The following is a 20838-nucleotide window of genomic DNA, read 5'->3' as shown; positions in this document are numbered from 1 at the left end:
GGGGGCTGACGGCGTGACCGAAAGCCCCCGGCCTGTCCGACTCGGGGCTCGACATGGCGCGCACGCTACCCGACGGGCGGCGGGGAGGGCACGCGGGTTTCCGGTACGCCCCGCCGGTAGGCACACCGCGCACGCACACGGCGTACGCCCGCGCAACGCCCGTACGCCGCACTCCCCCCGAACCCCGACCCCCCGGCACCGCCCACCCGGGGCAGCCCTCACCCCCAGGCCGCCTCCCCCACCACCGCCGCCAGGAACGCCGCCCCGAGCCCCACCGCGAGGCTCGCCCCCACGTACGCCGCCGCGTACCGCCCCCGGCCCTTCTCCGCCAGCCGCAGCGTCTCGTACGAGAACGTCGAGTACGTCGTCAGCGCCCCGCACAGCCCCGTGCCCAGCAGCAGCCGCACCGACTCCGACGTGGCGCCGGCCAGCGTCGCGCCCGTGAGGGTGCCGAGGATCAGGCAGCCGGTGATGTTGACGACGAGCGTGCCCCAGGGGAACGGCGAGCCGTGGCGCAGTTGCACCGCCCGGTCCGTGACGTACCGCAGCGGCGCCCCGAGCATCCCCCCGGCGACGACGAGCAGCCAGTTCACGCGTCCCCCTCCCCGCCGGCCGCACCGGCCGCCACCCGCGGGGCGCCCCCGCCGGACGACGACCGCCGCACCGCGCTCCGCGTCACCGCCTGCGCCGCCCACACCGCCGCCACCGCCGTGACGAGCGTCAGCGCCAGATAGCCGACGCCCGCCGCCGCCCGGCCCTCCTCCACCACGAGGCGCTGCACGTCCACCGCGTACGTCGAGAACGTCGTGAACCCGCCGAGCACCCCCGCGCCCAGGAACGGCCGCACCAGCCGGTGCGCCGTGCGGGCCTCCGTGATCAGCACCATCAGCACGCCGATCGCCGCGCACCCGGCGACGTTCACCCCCAGCGTCGTCCACGGGAAGGCCGCCGGCGCCGTGGGCCACAGCTCCCCGGCCCCGTACCGCGCCGCGGACCCGAGGCCGCCGCCGAGCGCCACCATCGCCACCGGCGCGCCCTGGCCGCGCCACCGGTGGTCGGGCGGCACGGGCAGCGCCACCTCGACATCGGGGTCGATCGGTTCCACCGGGTGTACCCGGCCGGCACGTCCGCCGGGCTGCGGGACCTCTGTCATCGCGCACCTCGCCCACTCGCCGCGGCGCGCGCGGCAGCGCGCGCCTTCCGTCGCAAGCAGGGACCGTTGGCGGCGTCCGGCGCCGCGGTTCGGGTACGGCGGGCCCCACCGCCGCGGGACGGCCGTGCCGGCGCACCGGCGGCCGTCTCCGCACCCCAGGCTACCCACCGCCGGCACCGCACCCCCGGGCCCGCGCCCCGCACCGCCCCGCCCGGACCACCCCGGCACCCCCCACCTGCGTATGGATCACGTCAACGCCGCCCCCGGCCTCGTCAGGGCACCGTCAACGACCACCGCATCCGCCCTCCGCCGGGCGTTCCCTGGAGAAGTCAGTTCGATTCGACACCGTCTAGGAGCACCCGATGGCCGACGCGGCCTTCGTCGTCACCACACTCGCGGTCTTCGCGCTGGTGGCGCTCATCGCCCGAGGAGTGGCCAAGCTATGACCGCCGACAACGTGGTGGGTCTCATCGTGGCCGTCGCCCTGCTGGGCTACCTGGTCCTCGCCCTCGTCTTCCCCGAGAGGTTCTGAGGTCCCGCCCATGAGCCCGATACTCGCTGACGTGCTCCAGGTGTCGGCGCTGGTCGCCGCCCTCGCGCTCGTCCACCGCCCGCTCGGCGACTACATGGCCCGGGTCTACGCCGGCAAGAAGCACAGCCGCGTCGAGCGCTGGATCTACCGCGCCGTCGGCGCCGACCCCGACGCCGGGATGCGCTGGCCCGCGTACCTGCGCGCCGTGCTCGCCTTCTCCCTCGCCGGGGTGCTCTTCCTCTACCTGCTCCAGCGGCTCCAGGACCGGCTGCCGCTCTCCCTCGGCTTCGCCGCGATCAGCCCCGACCAGGCGTTCAACACCGCCGCGTCGTTCGTCGCGAACACCAACTGGCAGTCGTACTCGGGCGAGTCCGCGATGGGCCAGCTCGCCCAGACCGGCGGCCTGGCCGTGCAGAACTTCGTCTCCGCCGCCGTCGGCATGGCCGTCGCGGTGGCGCTGATCCGCGGCTTCGCCCGCGCCCGCACCGGCGAGCTGGGCAACTTCTGGGCCGACCTGGTGCGCGGCACGCTCCGCATTCTGCTGCCGATGGCCGCCGTCGCGGCCGTGCTGCTGATCGCGTGCGGCGCGATCCAGAACTTCTCCGGTACGCAGTCGGTGACGACCGTGACCGGGCAGACCCAGCACCTCACCGGCGGCGCCGTCGCCTCCCAGGAAGCCATCAAGGACCTGGGTACCAACGGCGGCGGCTACTACAACGCCAACTCCGCCCACCCCTTCGAGAACCCGAGCGGCATCTCCAACCTCCTGGAGATCTTCCTCCTGCTGGTCATCCCGTTCGCCATGCCGCGCACCTTCGGCCGGATGGTCGGCAGCGTCCGCCAGGGCTACGCCGTCGTGGCCGCGATGGCCGGCATCTGGCTGGCCGGCGTCGTCGCCGTGACGTGGCTGGAGGCCGCGCACCCGGGCACCGCCGCGCAGTTGGCGGGCGGCGCGATGGAGGGTAAGGAGCAGCGGTTCGGCGAGGGCGCGTCATCGCTGTTCGCGGTCTCCACGACCATGACCTCGACCGGCTCGGTCAACTCCTTCCACGACTCGTTCAGCGGGCTGTCGGGCGGAGTGCTGCTGTTCGGCATGATGATCGGCGAGATCGCGCCCGGCGGCGTCGGCTCCGGACTGTACGGAATGCTGGTCATGGCGGTCGTCGCGGTGTTCATCGCCGGGCTCATGGTGGGCCGTACCCCCGAGTACCTCGGCAAGAAGATCGGGCCCCGTGAGATGAAGCTCGCGGCCTGCTACATCCTCGTCACCCCCGCGCTGGTGCTCACCGGCACGGCGCTGGCGATGGGGACGGGCAACGGCGAGTCGTCGATGACGAACACCGGGCCGCACGGCTTCTCCGAGGTCCTCTACGCCTACACCTCCGCCTCCAACAACAACGGCAGCGCCTTCGCGGGCTTCGCGGCGAACACCGGTTTCCACAACACCGCGCTCGGCCTGTGCATGCTGCTCGGCCGGTTCCTGCCGATGGTGTTCGTGCTGGCGCTGGCCGGCTCGCTCGCCGGGCAGCGGCCCGTGCCGGCGTCGGCCGGGACGCTGCGTACCGACAAGCCGCTGTTCACCGGCGTGCTGGTGGCGTGCATCGCCATCGTCGCCGGGCTCACCTTCTTCCCCTCGCTCGCACTCGGGCCGCTCGCCGAAGGACTGGCCGCATGATCACGCAGACACGGACACCCCCGCACACCCCCGTGGATCCCGTACGGAACGAGGCCCGGCCGCGGGTCGCCGGCGGCCTGTTCGACCCCGGGCAGCTCCTGCGGTCCGTACCCGACGCGGTGCGCAAGCTCGATCCGCGCGTCATGGCGAAGTCGCCGGTGATGTTCGTGGTCGAGGTCGGCTCGGTGCTGACCACGGTCCTCGCGGTCACCGACCCGGGCGACTGGTTCGGCTGGGTCATCGCCGCGTGGCTCTGGCTCACCGTGCTCTTCGCCAACCTGGCCGAGGCCGTCGCCGAGGGCCGCGGCAAGGCGCAGGCCGACACCCTGCGCCAGGCGAAGACGGACACGGTGGCCCGCCGCCGTACCGCCGCCGGAGAGGAGCGGGTGCCCGGCACCGACCTGCGCGTGGGCGACCTCGTCGTCTGCGAGGCCGGCGACGTCATCCCCGGCGACGGCGACGTGGTCGAGGGCGTCGCCTCCGTCGACGAGTCCGCGATCACCGGCGAATCGGCGCCGGTGATCCGGGAGTCGGGCGGCGACCGCTCGGCGGTCACCGGCGGCACGAAGGTGCTCTCGGACCGCGTCGTCGTACGGATCACCGCCAAGCCCGGCGAGACGTTCATCGACCGCATGATCGCCCTGGTCGAGGGCGCGGCCCGGCAGAAGACGCCGAACGAGATCGCGCTGAACATCCTGCTCGCCTCGCTCACGGTCGTCTTCCTCCTCGCCGTCGTCACGCTCCAGCCGTTCGCGGTCTACGCGGGCGCCGAGCAGTCGCTCGTCGTGCTCGCCGCGCTGCTCGTCTGCCTGATCCCCACGACCATCGGCGCGCTGCTGTCCGCGATCGGCATCGCGGGCATGGACCGGCTGGTGCAGCGCAACGTGCTCGCGATGTCCGGCCGCGCCGTGGAGGCCGCCGGCGACGTGTCGACGCTGCTGCTGGACAAGACGGGCACCATCACGCTCGGCAACCGGCAGGCGCACGAGTTCCTGCCCGTACCGGGCACCGGCGAGGCGGAGCTGGCCGACGCCGCGCAGCTCTCGTCGCTCGCCGACGAGACGCCGGAGGGCCGCTCGATCGTCGTACTCGCCAAGTCCCGCTACGGGCTGCGCGAACGCGAGCCCGGCGCCCTGGCGCACGCCGACTGGGTGCCGTTCACGGCGCAGACCCGGATGTCGGGCGTCGACGCCGACGGCCGGCAGGTCCGCAAGGGCGCGGCGGGAGCGGTCGCGGCGTGGGTACGGGAGCGGGGCGGCGAGGTCCCCGACGCCGTACGGGACACGGCCGACACCGTCGCCGAGTCCGGCGGCACCCCGCTGCTCGTCGCGGTGGCCGACGACCGCGGCGCGCGGGTCCTCGGCGTCGTCCACCTCAAGGACGTCGTCAAGGAGGGCATGCGCGAACGCTTCGCGGAGCTGCGCCGGATGGGCATCAGGACCGTCATGATCACCGGCGACAACGCGAAGACGGCGAAGGCCATCGCCGCCGAGGCAGGCGTCGACGACTTCCTCGCCGAGGCCACGCCCGAGGACAAGATGGCCCTCATCAAGCGCGAACAGGCCGGCGGCAAGCTCGTCGCCATGACCGGCGACGGCACGAACGACGCCCCCGCGCTGGCCCAGGCGGACGTGGGCGTCGCCATGAACACCGGCACCTCCGCCGCCAAGGAGGCCGGGAACATGGTCGACCTGGACTCCAACCCCACCAAGCTCATCGAGATCGTGGAGATCGGCAAGCAGCTCCTCATCACCCGGGGGGCGCTGACGACCTTCTCGATCGCCAACGACGTCGCGAAGTACTTCGCGATCATCCCCGCGATGTTCGCCGCCGCCTACCCGAGCCTGGACCGGCTCAACATCATGCAGCTGTCCTCGCCGGAGTCGGCGATCCTCTCGGCGGTCGTCTTCAACGCCCTGGTCATCGTCGCCCTGGTGCCCCTGGCCCTGCGCGGCGTGCGCTACCGCCCGGTCAGCGCCGACCGGATGCTCCGCCGCAACATCGGGGTCTACGGCCTCGGCGGGCTGGTGGCCCCGTTCGTCGGCATCAAGCTGATCGACCTCGTCGTCTCGCTCATCCCCGGAATCGGCTGAGGAATCCCGATGAACACTTCCGCACGCTCCACCGCCCGGCTGCTCTTCAGCGCGCTGCGCGCGCTGCTGGTCCTGACGGTGGTCACCGGCGTGATCTACCCCCTGGTGATCACGGGCATCGCGCAGGGCGCGTTCTCCGACCGGGCCAACGGCTCGAAGGTCGAGCACGAGGGCCGGGACGTGGGCTCGAAGCTGATAGGCCAGAGCTGGAACCTCAAGGGCACGGACACCCCCGACCCCCGCTGGTTCCAGCCCCGCCCCTCCAACAGCGCCTACGACCCCCTGGCCACGGGCCCGTCGAACCTGGGCGCGTCGGACGCGACGCTGGTGAAGACGGTGAAGGAGGCCAAGCAGCAGGTGGCGTCGTTCAACGATGTCCCCGTATCGGAGGTCCCGAAGGACGCGGTAACGGGCTCGGGCTCGGCGATCGACCCGCACATCTCCCCGGCGTACGCGCGGATCCAGGTGGACCGCGTGGCGAAGGAGAACGGCCTGTCCGAGCCTCAGGTGGAGAACCTGGTGAGGGACCACGAGGAGGGCCGCGACCTGGGCTTCCTCGGCAACGAAAAGGTCAACGTCCTGGAGCTGAACGTGGCGCTGTCCCGCCTGACGGACAACTGACGCCACGGCGGCCCGGTGCAGGGACTCCCGACCGGGCCTCCCGTCAATGGCAGCCCAGCATTCCGGGCGAGTTGATGAGGAACGCCCCCCGGACTCGGGCCTCTTCGCCGTGACGGAACCCCCGGGGTCAGCGCGCGCCGGTGAGCCGCTTGACCATCACCGTGTACGGAGGGGAGTCGTCGCCCGCCGCGTACTGGTCGACGCTCCGGTACCCCCAGCTCTCGTAGAGGCGGACGACCTTTGCGTGCCCGGTCTCCACCTGAAGCGACACCACATCTGCCGCCAAGGGCGCGATCAACGCATCATGAATCCTCCGGGCTCGCCCGGTTCCCCGCCACTTGGGCAGCACCATCAACTCCGAAAGCGCGAACACGGCCCCCCGAACCTCCCGCCCCCGCACACTCCCCTTCCACCACCCACCCGGCGCGAGCACGGCCCCGTAGGCATAGCCCACGGCATCACCACCCTCCCGCCCGACGACGCACTGCCAATTCTTGCGGGAGGACCAGAGGTCGAGGAAGTAGGTGAAGCGCTCGCGGGAGTGAAAGGGGTCGGGATTGTCCGCGTACACCGCATCATGAACGTCGAGCAACAACCCCCGCACCCCCGCGGCCCCACCCTGCCCATACCGCCTCAACTCCACCGACCCTGCCTTCCTTGTGGTTGCGCCACCGGACGTGGGCGGGCTCGGCTGAGGCTCCTGCAGGGGGTCAGGCTGGGAACTCCCCGCCCTTGACGGCGTTGACGAACGACGACCAAGCGGCCGTCTCGAAAATGAGCGCAGGGCCGTGCGGGTCCTTCGAATCACGGACCGGAACGCCGTCGAAGTATCCATCGGACACCTCTACACAACCGCCCGCCGAGTTCTCGCTGTGGCTGGACTTGCGCCAAATAGGGAGAGCCGATGCGTCAGGAATCATCTTCATCTGCGTACTCCTTCGCGTATGCGCGGATCAGATCCAGGGATTCATCTTCCGTGAGAGCCAGCGAGCGGGCCGTATCAAACTTCTGCGTCAGCTCAAGAACCCGTCTCGGGGACTCCACTGGTTCACCGGAGTCGAAGCTCTCGACCACGGCGATCGTCGCGCCATCGGGCAGCGTGTGCAAGGTGAGGCTGCCCCCCATCATGGGGTGCCCCCCTCTTCCGAAGGGGAGTACCTGGACGGTTACGCACGGACGGACCGCGAGCTGCAACAGATGCTGTATTTGGACCGTCATGCACTGTGCACCACCAATTTGGCGCTTAAGTGCTGACTCATCCATAATTCCCCAGTAATATGGTGGTTCCTGTCGGTCCAGGATCCGCTGCCGCTTCACGCGGAAGGCGACGCGTTCGGCGATCTGCTCTTCGGACTCACCCAAGAGGACTCTCTGAAATGCCGCCCGCATGTATTCCGGGGTCTGCAAAAGGCCCGGGACGACGCTGCTGTTGAAGACTTGGACACGCTCGGCCTGGGGCTCCTTGTTGAAGGCTTTCCGACTATAGTCCGGAATCATCGTGTCGTGGGCCAGCTCCAGCAGCTCGGCCAACACTCCGTCCACATCGAAGAATTCGTCGAGCGTGTTTACCAGCGCTTCGGACGGTAGCTGCTCCCCTAACTCCACTCGCCCCAGGTAGCTGTGCGAGTAACCGCCCACGCGTTCGGAGAGCTGCCGCAGCGACAGCCCTCTGCGCTCCCTGAGCCGGCGAAGCCTTCTGCCGAGCCTGACCCGCGGTGTGAGCTTGCCGTCTTCTCTGTTCAGTTCCACCGCATCGGCCTCCTCCAAGTATCAACTCGCCGTCCACCCCGGCTATTCGGTGACAGCTCTTGCACGTTCCCAGCGGCCACCACCGAAGAATTCGGTGAAGGTAGGGACACGCCGGTAATCAATCGCCCCGGCAGGGGCTCACACAAGGGGCGTACAGGCGCACGCCTCGCCCACCGCACTCGCCGACCACACTCGGCTCCACCCGGAACGGGGTCAGCACCATGACCACCCACGCGCGCGGATTCCCCCGCAGTGCCCGATCCATCGGAAAAGCGCGCGACTTCGTCGCGGCCCTGGTCGGGGCGGGCGACCGAGCCGACGACATCCGCCTCTGTGTCTCCGAACTCGCCACCAACGCCCTGGTGCACGGCACCCCCCGGGGCCGCGAGTTTCGCGTGTACGTCACCGTCGAGGACGGCTCCGTGCGCGTCGAGGTCCACGACGCCAGCGGGACCCGCCCGTACCTGTGCGCCCCCGACGACACCGCCGACCGCGGGCGCGGGCTGCGCCTCGTCGACGCGCTCGCCGACGACTGGGGCACCTCCGACCGCACCGGCGTCGGCAAAGTCGTCTGGGTCGTGTTCAAGGTCCCCGCCGGGCCACCTCCCCGCAAGTGGCCGTTCACCCCGCCGCCGGGCAGGTCGTAGCGTCGGTCGCCACGGGGCGCCGGTCGTGGCGTGCCGGGGAGGGGAGTACGTCGTGGCCGTTATCGCGCATCTCAGTGACATTCACATCGACGACGAGCGCAGCGTCCACCGCACCCGTGCGGTGGTCGACTACCTGGAGGATCTGCCGTACGACCTGGATCTCGTCCTCGTCAGCGGTGACGTCGCCGACCACGGCACGCCCGAGGAGTACGCCGTCGCCCGGGGGCTGCTCGACTCGCGGCATCCGGTGCTGGTCTGCCCCGGGAACCACGACGACCGGGCCGCGTTCCGGGAGGGGCTGCTCGGGGAGCCGGCGGATGCGGCGCCCGTTGACCAGGTGTTCCGCGGGGCCGGGTTCACGGTGCTCGCGTGCGACTCGTCGGTGCCCGGGAAGCCGGAGGGGTGGCTCGGGGACGAGACGGTCGCGTGGCTGGAGGGGGAGTTGCGGCGGGTGCCCGAGGGGGAGGCCGTGCTCGTGGCGTTCCACCATCCGCCGGTCCCGCTGCACGTTCCGTACGTCGACGGGATCCGGCAGTTCGGCGAGGAGCGGCTTGCGGAGCTGGCCGGGCGGCATCCGCGGATCACGGCGTTCCTCGCGGGGCACGCGCACACCGCCGCCGCCACCACGTTCGCCGGGCTGCCGCTGCTCGTCGCGCCCGGGGTCGTCAACACCGTCCTGCTGCCCTGGGAGCAGCGCACGTACGCCGGCCAGCAGGTGCGTCTCGACCAGCCGCCGGGCGTGGCGTTCCACGTCCTGGACGAGGACCGCCGGCTGACCACCCACTTCCGCACGGTGTCAACCCAGGGTTGACGCGCCGCGGGGTGTCAACCTACGGTTGTCAGCATGACGGAACCTGACCGCTCCACGCATCCCGTACGCCTCGACGACCTCATCGAGGCCATCAAGAAGGTCCACCCCGACGTCCTCGACCAGCTCACCGGAGCCGTCGTCGCCGCCGACCACCTCGGCGACGTCGCCGACCACCTCATCGGCCACTTCGTCGACCAGGCGCGGCGCTCCGGCGCGTCCTGGACCGACATCGGCAAGAGCATGGGCGTCACCCGGCAGGCCGCCCAGAAGCGGTTCGTGACCAAGGGCTCGGACGAGGGCCTCACGCTCGACCCGAGCGAGGGCTTCGCCCGGTTCACCCCCCGCGCCAAGAACGTGGTGATGGCGTCCCAGGACGAGGCCCGCGCCGCGGGCAACACCGAGATCGGCCCCGCCCATCTCGTCCTCGGGCTGCTCGCCGAGCCCGACGCCATCGGCGGGGCGTCGATCAAAGCGCAGGGCATCCTCCTCGACACCGTGCGGCAGGAGGCCGCCGCGGCGCTGCCGCCGGCCGCCGGGGGCGCGGTGCCGGAGCTGATCCCGTACAACGCGGAGGGGAAGAAGGCGCTGGAGCTGACCTTCCGCGAGGCGCTGCGACTGGGCCACAACTACATCGGTACGGAGCACATCCTGCTGGCGCTGCTGGAGCAGGAGAACGGCGACGGCGTGCTCTCCCGCCTCGGCGTCGACCGTGCGGCGGCCGAGGCGCACATCGAGGCGGCACTCGCGCCCCTGCGGAACCCGGGCGCGTAGGCCCGCCCCGTCATACCTGTTCGAAGTGGAACGCCTTGATGAAGCAGTCCCTCGGCTGGGAGACCGCGAAGAGGACGCATTCGACGAGTGACTGCGCCGTGAGTGCGTCCTCCGCCCCGCGCGGCGTGGTCTCCCATTCCTCCGAGAGCGGGTCCGGGTTGTCGAAGTCCGGCGGGTAGAGCGAGATCACCCGCACTCCCCGCGGCCGCAGCCGCTTGGAGAGGATCTCGGCGAAACCCGCCTGGGCGTTCTTGGCGGCGTAGAAGGCGTCGTGTGCGTCCGAGCGGTGGTGCCCGGCGGTGCCGGCGGCGGAGACCATCGTCACGATGTCCGGCTTCGCCGAGTCGAGCAGCAGCGGCAGGAAGTTCTTCACGGTCAGTACGGTCCCGGTGGCGCCGGAGGCGAGGGTGTCGACGACGTCGGCGTCCGGGACGGACAGCAGGTCCGGGCCGTGCAGGTAGCGGGAGCCGTTGTTGATCAGGACGTCGACGCGGTCGGTGTGCCGCCCGACGTCCGCCGCGAACTGCCGGATCGACGCGGGGTCCGTCAAATCGCAGGAGAAGGCGTGCACCTGCCGGTGCCCGCGCTCGCGGATCTCGTCGCGGACCCGCTCGGCCGCGGCGAGGTTCCGGGCCGAGAGGAAGACCTCCGCGCCCAGGTCCGCGAACCGCAGCGCCAGGGTGCGGCCGAAGTCGCGGCCGGCCGCCGTGATGACCACGCGGTGGTCGTCGAATCTCATGTCGGCGCTCCTGCCTGCTGGATCGGGCCTCGTGTCCCGATCTTCTCAGTACGCCACCGTGAAGCGGGTGCGGTGGTGCTTCGGCCGCTCGGCCTCGTCCAGGAGCGCCACCGCGAAGTCCTCCATGGAGATGGCCGACTCGCCCTCGCCGTCGACGACCAGCTCGTCCCCGCCCAGCCGGTACGCGCCCGTGCGCGCGCCCGGCAGGATCAGGTGCGGCGGGCTGGCGTACGCCCAGTCCGTATCCGGGCCCGCGGCGCGGCAGGCCTCCAACTGGACGGCGCAGGCGCGGGCGATGGGCAGCCACGCGGCCGGGAAGTCCGGCCCGTCCATCACCGCGACCCCGCCGCTGTCCGGGAGGGTCAGCGTCGAGGACCCGCCGACGAGCAGGAGCCGCACCCCGGACGCCGCCGCACCGGCGAGCAGCGCCCGTGCCATCACGGGCAGTTGGTCCTCGGCGCCCGGTGCCGGGCGCGTGGCGCTCACGATCAGGTCCTGTCCGGCGCCGAGCGCCGCGACGTCCGCGGCGCGGGCCGCGTCGCCGACGCGTACGTCCACGTCGGCGGGCAGGGCGCCGGGCGGGCGCGGGGTGCGCACGACGGCGGTGACCTCGTGGCCGCGGGTCTGCGCCTCGGTGACGATACGGCTGCCGATCTCACCGGTGGCGCCGAAGACGGTGATGCGCATCAGACGGCGCTCCTCTGGTGTGCGGGGCGGGTGGTGACCGTGGCCGCGTCGTGCACGGCCGGCTTCGTGATCGCGTCGCGCACCGCCGCCTTCGCGGCCGCGTCCTGCGCCGCGCGCTCCGGCGCCGTCCCCGGTTCTGTGCCCGGTACCGCTTCCGGCTCGGTCCGCGGTACCCCTTCCCGCGCGGCTCCCCGCGCCGTACGCGCCGCGCCCACCCGTTCCGCCACCCACAGCACCACCGTCCCGGCCGCCAGCACCGCGCCCAGCGCCGACACCGCCGGCCACCCGCCCCGCGCCCAGACCACCGACGTCAGCGCCGAGCCCACGGCCCCGCCCGCGAAGAAGCTGGTCATGAACGCGGAGTTGATGCGGTTGCGGGCGTCGGGGCGGATCGCGTACACGACCGCCTGGTTGCTGTTGAGCACCGCCTGCTGCGCGACGTTGAGGCCGACGATCCCGACGACCAGCCAGGGCAGCGACTCGCCCGCGACCCCCAGCAGCACCCACGAGCCGGTCAGCAGCAGCACGCCCGCGCCCGTCACCGCCTGCACGTGGCCGCGGTCGTTGAGCCGCCCCGCGAACGTCATCGTCACCACGCCCAGCGCCCCGACCAGCCCGAAGAGCCCGATCCCCGACTCCGACCAGCCGTACGGCGGCCGGGCCAGCAGGAACGTCAGCGCGGTGAGCTGCACGCTGTACGAGGCCAGCGACAGCGCCCCGATCGCGGACCGCCGCCGCAGCACCGGCTCCTCGCGCAGCAGCGCGACGGTGGAGCGCAGCAGCGCCGGGTACGACATGCCCGCGCCCGGAGCCGGCAGGCGCGGCAGGTTGCGGTGGAGGAGGACGGCCATGCCCGCCATGAGGAGGGCGTTGACCCAGTAGATGGTGCGCCAGCCGCCGAGTTCGGACAGCGCGCCGGAGGCGGTACGGGCCAGCAGTCCGCCGAGCAGGATGCCCGACATCACGATGCCGACGACCCGCCCCCGCTCCTCCGGCGCCGCGAGCCCGGCCGCGTACGGGACGACGACCTGCGCGCCGACGGACGCCAGCGCGGTCAGGACCGTACCGGCCAGCAGCACCGGCCCGTTGGGAGCGGCGGCGGTGAGCGCGAGGAACGCGGCGGTGGCGACGAAGAGGCCGACGGACAGCCGCCGCCGGTCGGTCACGTCGCCGAGGGGGACGAGGAGGATGAGGCCCAGCGCGTAGCCGGTCTGGGCGGCGGTGACGACGAGCGCGGCCAGCGTGCTGCCGACGTGCAGGTCGCGGCCGATGAGGTCGAGGAGGGGCTGGGCGAAGTAGTTGCCCGCCACGGACAGGCCGGTGGCGGTGGCCATGAGCAGCAGGAGTCCGCGCCCGAGGCCGGCGGGTTCCTCGCGAGCGGATACCGAGTCCGTTGTCATGGCCTCAGACTGCGCTCACCACCATCGATGAGTCCAACACATGGTTGTCATCTGATCCATCTCATATCACGATGGATCGCATGGAGCTGCAACAACTGCGCTACGTCGTCGCCGTCGCGGACACCGGCGGATTCACCCGGGCCGCCGAGCGCTGCCATGTCGTCCAGTCGGCGCTGAGCCACCAGATCGGCAAGCTGGAACGGGAGCTGGGCGCCCGGCTGTTCGACCGTACGAGCCGGAAGGTGCGCCCCACCCGCGCCGGCGAGGCGTTCCTGCCCGCGGCCCGCGCGACCCTCGCGGCGGCGGAGCGGGCCCGCGCGGAGGTCGCGGCGGCGACGGGGGAGGTGCGCGGTCGGCTGGCGATCGGGGCGATCCCGACGGTGGCGGCGGTGAACCTGCCTGCGGCGCTGCGGGAGTTCCACGACGCGTACCCGCAGGTGCGGATCAGCCTGGCGGTGGGGGCGAGCGAGAACCTGGTGCGGGCGGTCGCGGAGGGCACGTACGACCTGGCGCTGCTCGGGGTGCCGACGGGCTTCCGCGCTGCGGGGGTCCGCGAGCGGGTGCTCGTACGGGACCGGCACCTGGCCGTCGTCCCGCCGGACCACCCGCTGGCGGGCGCGGAGGAGACGGACCTGGCGCGGCTGGCGGAGGAGACGTTCGTCGACTTCGCGGCGGGCACGGCGGCGTGGGCGCAGTCGGAGGAGGCGTTCGCGGCGGCGGGGCTGCGGCGGACGGTGGGCTTCGAGGTGTCGTCGATGGACTTCATGGCGGACCTGGTACGCGCCGGGCTGGGCGTGGCCCTCCTGCCCAGCACCTTCGCGCCCCGCCTCACGGGCCTGGCGACGGTCCGCGTCGCGGGCGGCCCGTCCCGCGAGGAACGCCTCGTCTGGCCCCGCACCCGCCCGTCCCCCGCGGCAGCGGCGTTCCTCCACAGCCTGGGGGTGGACCCGGACGAGGAGGACCCCGGGGAGTGAGCCCGGGGAGTGAGCCCGGACGAAAGCGGACCCGGGCCTGACCGGCCCGGGTCCGCTGCCCCCGCTTCCCCGTGGTTTCGGGCGGCGGTGGTCAGTCCGCCGCGTAGACGTACTCGCGGTCCTCCGCCGGCTTCGGCTCCGCCTGCGGCCGGCGGCCGCCGCGCAGGCCCGACAGGGCGATCACCAGGCCGACCAGGGCCATGCCCGCGACCACGTACAGCGCCGGGTCGAAGCCGTTCAGCAGCGCCTGCGAGCCGGTCGCGCCCTCCGCGTTGGCGGTCAGCACGGCCGTCACGATCGCCAGCCCGATCGCCCCGCCGACCTGCAGCGAGGTGTTCAGCAGACCGCCCGCGAGCCCCTGCTCGTGGTCCGGGATGCCCGCGGTGCCCTGGATGTTGAAGGACGCGAACGCCAGCATGAAGCCGACGCCCAGCAGCACCATGCTCGGCAGCGTGCCGACCAGGTACGGCGCGTCGCGGTCGAGGGCGAGGAAGAGCACGTACGCCACCAGGTGCGCGACCACGCCGCCCGCGATGGTGACGGTGGTGCCGAACCGCTCGATCAGCGGCTCCATCCGCGGCGAGCCGAACGCGACGATCAGCGCCGCCGGCAGGAAGCCGAGCGCCGTCTCCATCGCGGACCAGCCCAGCACCGACTGCAGGTACTGCATGACGAGGAACTGGAAGCCCAGGTACCCGCCGAAGAACACCGCGGCGCCGAGGTTGGCGCGGGCCAGCGGCCCGGAGCGCAGGATGCCGAGCCGGATCAGCGGGTGGCTGCTGCGCCGCTCGATGGCCAGGAACGCGGCCAGCAGCACCGCGGCCACGGCGAACTGCAGGAGCGTACGGGCCGCGCCCCAGCCCACCTCGGGCGCCTCGACGACGGTGTAGACGAGCAGCAGCATCGCGCCGACGCCGGTGACCGCGCCGGGGAAGTCGTAGCCGCCGGTACGCTCCGGCCGCCCCTCCTTCGGCAGCACGCGGAAGGCCGCGACGAGCGCGATCAGGGCGATGGGGAACGGCAGGAAGAAGGTCCAGCGCCAGCCGACCTCGGTCAGCAGGCCGGAGAAGACGAGGCCGGCGCTGTAGCCGCTGGCGCCGAAGACGGCGAAGATCCCGAGCGCCTTGTTGCGGGCCGGGCCCTCGGCGAAGGTCGTGGTGATGATCGAGAGCGCGGCGGGCGCGGTGAACGCCGCGGAGACGCCCTTCAGCAGCCGGGTCGCGATCAGCAGCCCGCCGTCGTCGACCAGCCCGCCGAGCAGCGAGGTGACGGCGAACACCGCGACGGCGACGAGGAACACCCGCCGCCGGCCGAGGAGGTCGGCGGTGCGGCCGCCGAGGAGGAGCAGTCCGCCGTAGGTGAGGACGTACCCGCTGACGACCCATTGGAGGGTGCTCGTGGACAGCCCGAGGTCGGCCTGGATGGAGGGGAGGGCGACCCCCACCATCGACACGTCGAGAGCGTCGAGGCCGACCACGAGGGAGACGGTGAGCAGGATGCCCCACAGGCGGGCGTCCCACTTCGTCGACGTCGTGGACAGATGTGGTGCGGAAGAGCTCATGAGGGACGACAGTACATGCAGAGACATCTAATGCCAACGCATTTAATGAAGTCGCATTAGGTTCACGCGCATGTTACCTTGGGGTCTGTGAGCGTGAGCGACGTCGGCGCCGAGCGCGCCCTTGTGGACCGCTGGCACGGCCTCCTGGCCTGTCACGCGGCGGTGTGGGGTGCGCTGGAGCGCGAGTTGCAGAGCAGGCACGGCATCGGCGTGAGCGAGTTCGAGGCCCTGGAGGGCCTGGCGGGCTGCGACCACGACAAGTGCCGCGCCGCCGAGCTGGCCGAGGCGGCGCACCTGAGCCAGAGCGCCACGTCGCGGCTGACGGCCCGGCTGGAGAAGGCGGGGCTGGTGCAGCGGGCGATGTGCGACGTCGACCGGCGCGGCATCTTCGTCCTGCTGACGCAGAAGGGCCGCGACCTGTACGAGGCCGCCAGGCCGACGCACCGCGAGGTGCTGGCGGAGGCCCTGCCACGCACGGACCGGGCGGTCGGCATCTAAGGCACAGAGCCTAGGCCCGCCTCACGGACTCAAGCACCCCGGAGACCCCCGGAGCCGCCGAGCGGCCGCGGGGGTCTTCGATGTGACGCCGCGTCAGACGTCGAACGCCCCGTCGCGCGCGGCCTGCAGGCCGGCCTGGAAGCGGGTGCGGGCGCCCAGGCGGTGCATCAGCGCGCTCACCCTGCGGTTGAGCGTACGGGCGCTCACCCCCAGCCGCCGCGCCACCGCCTCGTCCTTCAGCCCCACCGCGAGCAGGGTGACCAACTGCCGGTCCGCCTCGGCCTCGGCGGCCTTCTCGGCCGCCGCGTCCACGGCGCCGGGCACCGGCACGGCCGCCGCCCACAGCAGCTCGAAGAGCTGCACCAGCGCGTCCAGCAGGGCCCCTTCGTGGATGACGAACGCGCTGTCGACCATCTCGTGGGCCTCGCGGCTGAACGGCAGGATCGCCGTCGAGGCGTCGGCGACGGCGAGCTTCAGCGGCACGTCCGTGTGCACCCGGGCCTGCTCGCCGGCCGCGACGACCGCCTCGAAGACGTCGAACGCGCCCGGCACCTCCAGCGCCTCCGGCGCGTACAGCCCGCGCACCCGCGCGCCGCGCGCCAGGATCTCCAGCTCCGCCCGGTTCGGCTCGGCCGGCTCCTGCGCGTACGGCGGCCGGTCCAGGACCAGCAACTCCCGCCGCACCGACCGCTGCAGCCGGTCGAAGGCCGCCGCGACCGAGCCGCGGCCGAAGAGGATCTCCACCTGGTCCTCGGGGCGGTGCCTGCGGTCGACCGGGAGGTCGGCGAGCAGCGCGGTGGCCGCGGTCCTGGCCACCGCGACCTGGTCCTGCCAGCGCACCGTGAGCTGGTCGACGGCCGCGTCCGGCCGGGTCGCGACGAGCCGGACGGGGGCGCCGGGCAGCAGCGTCACCAGGCCCAGCTCCGCGAGCCGCTCGACCGCCGGTGCGGTCTCGGCCTCCGTGCGCCCCGCCGCCGCGGCCAACCGGGCGGTGTCGAGGGGCGGGTGGCGCAGCAGCAGGCGGTACAGGGCCTCGTCGGACGCGAGGACGCCGAACGGTTCGAACATGGGCAGTGCACCCCCGGGCGCGTATGGGAAATTTCCCGCCTGATGGGGGCAGAGCGAGCGGCGCATGGGCGCCATGGCGTCCGTTCGCCAGCAGCAGGACGTGGACATCCAGACGATCACGGTACTTCCTGGTGAGGACAACGTCATCGAGGAGGAGATCCTGGTGAGACCCCTGCACCGCGCGATGGGCACCGTGACGGTCGGCGCAGCGCTCGTGGCGAGCCTGTTCACGGCCGCCGCTCCCGCACAGGCCGGCACCGGGCACGGCAAGCCGGGCAAGCACTGGGACGCACCGGCGTGCGACCGGGTCGTCAGCGACGGCTCGCTCTCCCACACCCGGGACGGCGGCGCCAGCTTCGCGCCGACCACCACCGCGGAACGCCCGCCGTACTACCAGCTGGTGACGGGCCTGGAGACGCTGGCCGCCCCGAACCGGCTGCTGGCCACCGACATCAACGGCCGGGTGACCAGGTCGACCGACTCCGGCTGCAGCTGGGAGACCATCGCCAAGCTCGGCAGCGGCCACTGGTACGTCTCCCCGGCACGCGACGGCGGCGCCTACGTGTGGGAGCTGCGCGGCGACCGCGTCTACCGGGTCGCGGGCAGCACGGTCACGGAGATGCCGGCCTTCGACGGCGAAAAGCTCGGCGGCCTCTACGGCCTGACCGCCAACCCGCGCCGCACCGGCCACCTGCGGGCCGTCACCGACGAGGGCCGGGTGCTGGAGTCCAGGGACGCCGGGCGCACCTTCCGCGCCATCGGCACGCCCGTCCCGCTGGCCGAGGTCGGCCCGCACACCATGTTCTACGACGCGAAGGTCGCCACCGCCGACTTCGACCGCATCGTCGTCGGCGTGAGCGACGCCGGCCTCTTCACCAGCGACAACGCCGGCCGCACCTGGCGCCGGGCCAAGCTCGGCGCCGCGGGCGACAAGGTCAACGGCTTCTCGCTGGCCATCTCGCCCGTCAATCCGCGCGTGGTCTACTCGAAGGCCCTGAACGTCACCGAGCTGGAGGCGGGCGAGAGCGGCCGGCACCTCTACCGCTCCACCGACGGCGGCCGCACCTTCAAACCCGTCGTCGACCAGTTCCAGGACGGCGAGGACGTGGTGATCCACAACGGCGGCTGGATCCGCCCCGATCCGACCGACGCCGACGTCGCCTACTTCGAGTACGGCGACCCGTGGAGCGGCACCAACCTCTACCGCTTCGACGCCGACGACGACGAGTTGACGATCCGGCACTCGAACCACCACGGCATCGGCGCGCTCGCCGTCAGCCCGGCCGACCCGGACGTGCTGCACGCCGGCCTGACCTCGGTGCCCGGCGACGCACCGCTGTCGGGGGACGGCGCGTAGCCGCATCGGGGACCGGTGGCGGGGACCGGCGTACGCCGCCGGTCCCCGCCGCCGTACGCCGGACCACCCCTCCCCTCTCACCCCCCGCCGCGCCCCCCGTCACGCCTCCGGCCGCGCAGCAGCAGCAGCGGCGCGATGACCAGGTACGGCAGCGCGCACACCGCGAACGCCGCCCCGTGCCCGAGCCCGGCCGCCGAGCCGAGCACCCCGTACGCGCCGTAGACGGCGATCGTCCCCAGGTCCGTACCGACACCGGCCAGGGAGGTCAGGGTCGCCCGCGCCGGCCCGGTGATCCGCTCCTGCAACCGGGCCTCCGCGAGCACGGTCGCCACCTGGAACCCGCCGAACGCGACACCCACCAGCACGATCCCCGCCGCCGTACCGAGCAGCCCGCCCGCGCCCAGCGCCACCGCCGAGCCGGCGAGCAGCGCCGCGAGCACCCCCGCCGGGGTCCGCCCGGCCCGGCCCCGCTCCTCGACCCGCCCGGCCAGCAGCCCGCCGGCGGCGACGCCGGCCCAGACGAGCAGCAGGTACAGCGGGACCCGGGGGTCGGCGACGCCGGACTCGCGGACGAGGTAGGGGGTGTACTCGTCGAGGGAGCCCCAGACGGCGAAGACGGCGGGGACGAGGAGGACGGCGCCGCGGACGGAGCGATCGGCGCGCAGCTCGGCGAACCCGGCACGGAGGGTCCCGGCCCAGCCCAGCTCGGGGTAACCGGACTCGGGGTCACCGGACTCGGCGTCACCGGATTCGGGGGAGCCGGAGGACTCGGGACCGGCGTCGGCGCCCGGGGGCGCGCCGTGCTCGCCCCGGGGGTCAGCGGCGGTGCCGCCCGCGGCCCCGCCCGGCGGTGGCTCCCCTTCCAGCGCCGCCTCGCCACCCGCCGGACCCGGCTCTTGCGGGGTCTCCGCGCCGGCGGCAGCTGCCCGGTGCTCCGGGAACCGCGTCGCCACCGCCGCCGCCAGCAGGCAGGACGCCACGCTCGCCGCCCCCACCGCCGCGTACCCGCCCACCGCGAACACCGGCGCCGCCACCGCCATCGACGCCATCACGCCCAGCGTGCCCGCCGCGCGCCCCCGCCCCAGCGTGCGCGCGTACCGGTCCCCCGCGCCCGCGCGGACCGACTCCTCGTAGAGCAGCGCCTCCAGCGCCCCCGACGCGAACGCGCCCTTCGCGCCCCACAGCACGAACCCCGCCGCGAACGCCCAGTACGACGGCGCCAGCACCCACAGCGCGAACCCCGCGGCCGCCAGCAGCGGACCGGCGCAGAGCAGCAGGCGCCGGGAGAACGCGTCGGCCCAGGCCCCGGAGGGGACTTCGAGCAGGACGGAGGAGAGCGACCAGATGGCGAAGAGGGACGAGATCTGCCACAGCGACAGTCCGTGGTCGGCGAAGAGCAGCGCGTACACGGGGTAGAGCAGGACGAAGTCGTCCAGGAACGAGTACGCGTAGAAGCAGGCCGCAAGCCGCCCCGCGGGACGGCCGGTCCGCCGGAATGTCCGTGTGAATCAATGTCGCCGGGTCATGCGCACCACCCTAACCGTCCGCCAGCACCTCGTCGATGACGAACTTCGAACTGGCGACCATGGCCGGGTTGGTGTGCCGGTAGTACGGCAGCTGGATCAGCGAGATCGACAGCGCCCACCCGCGCCCGCGCGCCCACGCCGCCTCGTCGACGCCGCGGCCGTCCGCGCCCGCCAGGGCGGCGCGGAACGCCTCGCGCGCCGGGCCGGTGAAGAGGTTCCAGGCGGCGATCAGGTCGACGGCGGGTTCGCCGAGGCCCATGCAGCCGAAGTCGATGACGCCGCCGAGGCGGCCGTCGTCGGTGAGCAGGATGTTCCCGGGGGACAGGTCGGCGTGCAGCCACACCGGCGCCCCGGCGTACGCGGGCGCGCGCAGGGCGGCCTCCCACGCGGCGGTCACGGCGGGCACGTCCACGCCGTCCTCGGGGACGAGCCGGGCGAGGGCGTCGCGGGTGCCCGCGTCGCGGTCGGCGAGGGTCTCGCTGCGGTACGAGGCCGGGGCCCCGGCCGGGTCGGCGGCGCGCATGGCGTTGACGAAGCCGGCGAGCTGGCCCGCGAGCGGCCCGGGGGCGGCGACGCCGGCGTCGGGCGGCAGGATCGTACCGGGGAGCCAGCGGCAGACGCTCCAGGGATACGGGTAGCCGCCGCCCGGCTCGCCCTTGGCGACGGGCTCGGGCACGGGCAGCGGCAGGAGGGCGGCGAGCCTCGGCAGGTGGGTGTGCTCCAGGTCCACGTCCTTGGCGCCGCCACCGGTCAGCGGCATCCGCACCGCCAGCTCGCCGCCCAGCCGGAAGACGGCGTTGACGGTGCCGCCGGAGGGGACCCGCTCGACGGGCAGCGCGGCCCACTGCGGGAACTGGTCGGCGATCAGGCGTCGTACGAGGCCGGCGTCCATCTCCGCCTCGTCGGCGTGCATCCGGGCAGCAGACATGGGCGCGACCCTACGCCGGTCGGCCCCGCCGCTCACACCGTATATTCG

At 73.0% G+C, this 20838-nt stretch carries 21 protein-coding genes and 1 pseudogene; 10 read left to right on the top strand and 12 right to left on the bottom strand.

Going from position 1 to position 20838, the window contains the following annotated elements:
• Nucleotides 1-218: 218 nt before the first annotated feature.
• Nucleotides 219-593, bottom strand: a complete 375-nt coding sequence (gene crcB / locus LG396_RS01785; protein ID WP_100300088.1) for a fluoride efflux transporter CrcB — start codon at nucleotides 591-593, stop codon at nucleotides 219-221.
• Nucleotides 590-1153, bottom strand: a complete 564-nt coding sequence (locus tag LG396_RS01780; RefSeq protein WP_225793290.1) for a fluoride efflux transporter FluC — start codon at nucleotides 1151-1153, stop codon at nucleotides 590-592. The genes crcB and LG396_RS01780 overlap by 4 nt, the downstream gene beginning before the upstream one ends.
• Before the next feature lie 442 nt (nucleotides 1154-1595).
• On the opposite strand from LG396_RS01780, the gene kdpF reads away from it, so the two are divergent.
• From kdpF to kdpC, 4 genes are read left to right on the top strand one after another with little or no spacing between them, the layout of a single operon-like run.
• On the top strand, nucleotides 1596-1685 hold the full coding sequence (gene kdpF, locus LG396_RS01775; RefSeq protein WP_018836529.1) for a K(+)-transporting ATPase subunit F: 90 nt from the start codon (nucleotides 1596-1598) through the stop codon (nucleotides 1683-1685).
• A 10-nt stretch (nucleotides 1686-1695) separates the two neighbouring features.
• Nucleotides 1696-3360, top strand: a complete 1665-nt coding sequence (gene kdpA / locus LG396_RS01770; RefSeq protein ID WP_225793289.1) for a potassium-transporting ATPase subunit KdpA — start codon at nucleotides 1696-1698, stop codon at nucleotides 3358-3360.
• Complete coding sequence (kdpB, locus tag LG396_RS01765; RefSeq protein WP_225793288.1) at nucleotides 3357-5453, top strand: potassium-transporting ATPase subunit KdpB; 2097 nt, start codon at nucleotides 3357-3359, stop codon at nucleotides 5451-5453. Before kdpA ends, kdpB begins: the two co-directional genes overlap by 4 nt.
• 9 nt (nucleotides 5454-5462) lie before the next feature.
• Nucleotides 5463-6074 (top strand): potassium-transporting ATPase subunit KdpC, encoded by a 612-nt coding sequence (kdpC, locus tag LG396_RS01760; RefSeq protein WP_225793287.1) that lies wholly within the window; start codon nucleotides 5463-5465, stop codon nucleotides 6072-6074.
• A 127-nt stretch (nucleotides 6075-6201) separates the two neighbouring features.
• Here kdpC and LG396_RS01755 read toward each other — a convergent pair whose 3' ends face one another.
• The 3 genes from LG396_RS01755 to LG396_RS01745 form a co-directional block, all read right to left on the bottom strand.
• Nucleotides 6202-6717, bottom strand: coding sequence for a GNAT family N-acetyltransferase (locus LG396_RS01755; protein WP_225793286.1), 516 nt, complete (start codon nucleotides 6715-6717; stop codon nucleotides 6202-6204).
• Between the two features lie 67 nt (nucleotides 6718-6784).
• Nucleotides 6785-7000: a DUF397 domain-containing protein gene (locus tag LG396_RS01750; protein WP_225793285.1), complete on the bottom strand. Its 216-nt coding sequence runs from the start codon at nucleotides 6998-7000 to the stop codon at nucleotides 6785-6787.
• Nucleotides 6984-7823, bottom strand: a complete 840-nt coding sequence (locus tag LG396_RS01745) for a DUF5753 domain-containing protein (RefSeq protein ID WP_225793284.1) — start codon at nucleotides 7821-7823, stop codon at nucleotides 6984-6986. The genes LG396_RS01750 and LG396_RS01745 overlap by 17 nt, the downstream gene beginning before the upstream one ends.
• A 221-nt stretch (nucleotides 7824-8044) precedes the next feature.
• Here LG396_RS01745 and LG396_RS01740 point away from each other — a divergent pair, with 221 nt between their 5' ends.
• From LG396_RS01740 to LG396_RS01730, 3 genes are read left to right on the top strand one after another with little or no spacing between them, the layout of a single operon-like run.
• Entirely contained in the window at nucleotides 8045-8470 is a 426-nt protein-coding gene (locus LG396_RS01740; protein WP_225793283.1) for an ATP-binding protein, read from the top strand.
• A gap of 52 nt (nucleotides 8471-8522) precedes the next feature.
• Entirely contained in the window at nucleotides 8523-9281 is a 759-nt protein-coding gene (locus LG396_RS01735) for a metallophosphoesterase (protein ID WP_225793282.1), read from the top strand.
• Between the two features lie 33 nt (nucleotides 9282-9314).
• Nucleotides 9315-10052: a Clp protease N-terminal domain-containing protein gene (locus LG396_RS01730; RefSeq protein ID WP_018836517.1), complete on the top strand. Its 738-nt coding sequence runs from the start codon at nucleotides 9315-9317 to the stop codon at nucleotides 10050-10052.
• A gap of 10 nt (nucleotides 10053-10062) precedes the next feature.
• On the opposite strand, the gene LG396_RS01725 is transcribed toward LG396_RS01730, so the two are convergent.
• The 3 genes from LG396_RS01725 to LG396_RS01715 are packed head-to-tail and all read right to left on the bottom strand — an operon-like array spanning nucleotide 10063 to nucleotide 12878.
• Entirely contained in the window at nucleotides 10063-10791 is a 729-nt protein-coding gene (locus LG396_RS01725; RefSeq protein ID WP_225793281.1) for an SDR family oxidoreductase, read from the bottom strand.
• 45 nt (nucleotides 10792-10836) lie between these two features.
• The gene (locus LG396_RS01720) at nucleotides 10837-11478 is read right to left on the bottom strand and encodes an NAD(P)-dependent oxidoreductase (RefSeq protein WP_225793280.1); all 642 of its coding nucleotides are present in this window, start codon (nucleotides 11476-11478) and stop codon (nucleotides 10837-10839) included.
• Entirely contained in the window at nucleotides 11478-12878 is a 1401-nt protein-coding gene (locus LG396_RS01715; RefSeq protein ID WP_225793279.1) for an MFS transporter, read from the bottom strand. Before LG396_RS01715 ends, LG396_RS01720 begins: the two co-directional genes overlap by 1 nt.
• Before the next feature lie 80 nt (nucleotides 12879-12958).
• Here LG396_RS01715 and LG396_RS01710 point away from each other — a divergent pair, with 80 nt between their 5' ends.
• Nucleotides 12959-13852, top strand: a complete 894-nt coding sequence (locus LG396_RS01710; RefSeq protein WP_225793278.1) for a LysR family transcriptional regulator — start codon at nucleotides 12959-12961, stop codon at nucleotides 13850-13852.
• Between the two features lie 91 nt (nucleotides 13853-13943).
• On the opposite strand, the gene LG396_RS01705 is transcribed toward LG396_RS01710, so the two are convergent.
• On the bottom strand, nucleotides 13944-15413 hold the full coding sequence (locus LG396_RS01705) for an MFS transporter (protein WP_225793277.1): 1470 nt from the start codon (nucleotides 15411-15413) through the stop codon (nucleotides 13944-13946).
• A 93-nt stretch (nucleotides 15414-15506) separates the two neighbouring features.
• On the opposite strand from LG396_RS01705, the gene LG396_RS01700 reads away from it, so the two are divergent.
• On the top strand, nucleotides 15507-15911 hold the full coding sequence (locus LG396_RS01700; protein WP_225793624.1) for a MarR family winged helix-turn-helix transcriptional regulator: 405 nt from the start codon (nucleotides 15507-15509) through the stop codon (nucleotides 15909-15911).
• A gap of 93 nt (nucleotides 15912-16004) precedes the next feature.
• On the opposite strand, the gene LG396_RS01695 is transcribed toward LG396_RS01700, so the two are convergent.
• The gene (locus LG396_RS01695) at nucleotides 16005-16979 is read right to left on the bottom strand and encodes a helix-turn-helix domain-containing protein (protein ID WP_225793276.1); all 975 of its coding nucleotides are present in this window, start codon (nucleotides 16977-16979) and stop codon (nucleotides 16005-16007) included.
• Nucleotides 16980-17052: 73 nt separating this feature from the next.
• On the opposite strand from LG396_RS01695, the gene LG396_RS01690 reads away from it, so the two are divergent.
• Nucleotides 17053-18336 carry a sialidase family protein gene (locus tag LG396_RS01690; RefSeq protein WP_225793275.1) on the top strand — a complete coding sequence of 428 codons (1284 nt, stop codon included), beginning with the start codon at nucleotides 17053-17055 and terminating at the stop codon, nucleotides 18334-18336.
• Between the two features lie 77 nt (nucleotides 18337-18413).
• Here LG396_RS01690 and LG396_RS01685 read toward each other — a convergent pair.
• Together LG396_RS01685 and LG396_RS01680 are read right to left on the bottom strand one after the other, a co-directional pair.
• Nucleotides 18414-19787: pseudogene (locus LG396_RS01685) on the bottom strand (MFS transporter); the annotation flags it as partial.
• Nucleotides 19788-19872: 85 nt separating this feature from the next.
• Nucleotides 19873-20775, bottom strand: coding sequence for an aminoglycoside phosphotransferase family protein (locus tag LG396_RS01680; protein ID WP_225793622.1), 903 nt, complete (start codon nucleotides 20773-20775; stop codon nucleotides 19873-19875).
• Between the last annotated feature and the right edge of the window lie 63 nt (nucleotides 20776-20838).

It is taken from the genome of Streptomyces aculeolatus (assembly GCF_020400605.1).
Lineage (GTDB): Bacteria > Actinomycetota > Actinomycetes > Streptomycetales > Streptomycetaceae > Streptomyces > Streptomyces aculeolatus.
Note: the sequence above shows the minus strand (reverse complement) of the source record. Positions and strands in the feature narration are given on the sequence as shown.

What these genes read in the sequence shown, in the direction of transcription:
- LG396_RS01750 (WP_225793285.1), bottom strand. Translation starts at nt 7,000, where the DNA reads ATGAAGATGATTCCTGACGCATCGGCTCTCCCTATTTGGCGCAAGTCC.
- LG396_RS01720 (WP_225793280.1), bottom strand. Translation starts at nt 11,478, where the DNA reads ATGCGCATCACCGTCTTCGGCGCCACCGGTGAGATCGGCAGCCGTATC.
- LG396_RS01715 (WP_225793279.1), bottom strand. Translation starts at nt 12,878, where the DNA reads ATGACAACGGACTCGGTATCCGCTCGCGAGGAACCCGCCGGCCTCGGG.
- LG396_RS01710 (WP_225793278.1), top strand. Translation starts at nt 12,959, where the DNA reads ATGGAGCTGCAACAACTGCGCTACGTCGTCGCCGTCGCGGACACCGGC.
- kdpA (WP_225793289.1), top strand. Translation starts at nt 1,696, where the DNA reads ATGAGCCCGATACTCGCTGACGTGCTCCAGGTGTCGGCGCTGGTCGCC.
- LG396_RS01705 (WP_225793277.1), bottom strand. Translation starts at nt 15,413, where the DNA reads ATGAGCTCTTCCGCACCACATCTGTCCACGACGTCGACGAAGTGGGAC.
- kdpC (WP_225793287.1), top strand. Translation starts at nt 5,463, where the DNA reads ATGAACACTTCCGCACGCTCCACCGCCCGGCTGCTCTTCAGCGCGCTG.
- LG396_RS01680 (WP_225793622.1), bottom strand. Translation starts at nt 20,775, where the DNA reads ATGCACGCCGACGAGGCGGAGATGGACGCCGGCCTCGTACGACGCCTG.
- LG396_RS01695 (WP_225793276.1), bottom strand. Translation starts at nt 16,979, where the DNA reads ATGTTCGAACCGTTCGGCGTCCTCGCGTCCGACGAGGCCCTGTACCGC.
- kdpF (WP_018836529.1), top strand. Translation starts at nt 1,596, where the DNA reads ATGACCGCCGACAACGTGGTGGGTCTCATCGTGGCCGTCGCCCTGCTG.
- LG396_RS01730 (WP_018836517.1), top strand. Translation starts at nt 9,315, where the DNA reads ATGACGGAACCTGACCGCTCCACGCATCCCGTACGCCTCGACGACCTC.
- LG396_RS01780 (WP_225793290.1), bottom strand. Translation starts at nt 1,153, where the DNA reads ATGACAGAGGTCCCGCAGCCCGGCGGACGTGCCGGCCGGGTACACCCG.
- LG396_RS01725 (WP_225793281.1), bottom strand. Translation starts at nt 10,791, where the DNA reads ATGAGATTCGACGACCACCGCGTGGTCATCACGGCGGCCGGCCGCGAC.
- LG396_RS01690 (WP_225793275.1), top strand. Translation starts at nt 17,053, where the DNA reads ATGGCGTCCGTTCGCCAGCAGCAGGACGTGGACATCCAGACGATCACG.
- LG396_RS01740 (WP_225793283.1), top strand. Translation starts at nt 8,045, where the DNA reads ATGACCACCCACGCGCGCGGATTCCCCCGCAGTGCCCGATCCATCGGA.
- kdpB (WP_225793288.1), top strand. Translation starts at nt 3,357, where the DNA reads ATGATCACGCAGACACGGACACCCCCGCACACCCCCGTGGATCCCGTA.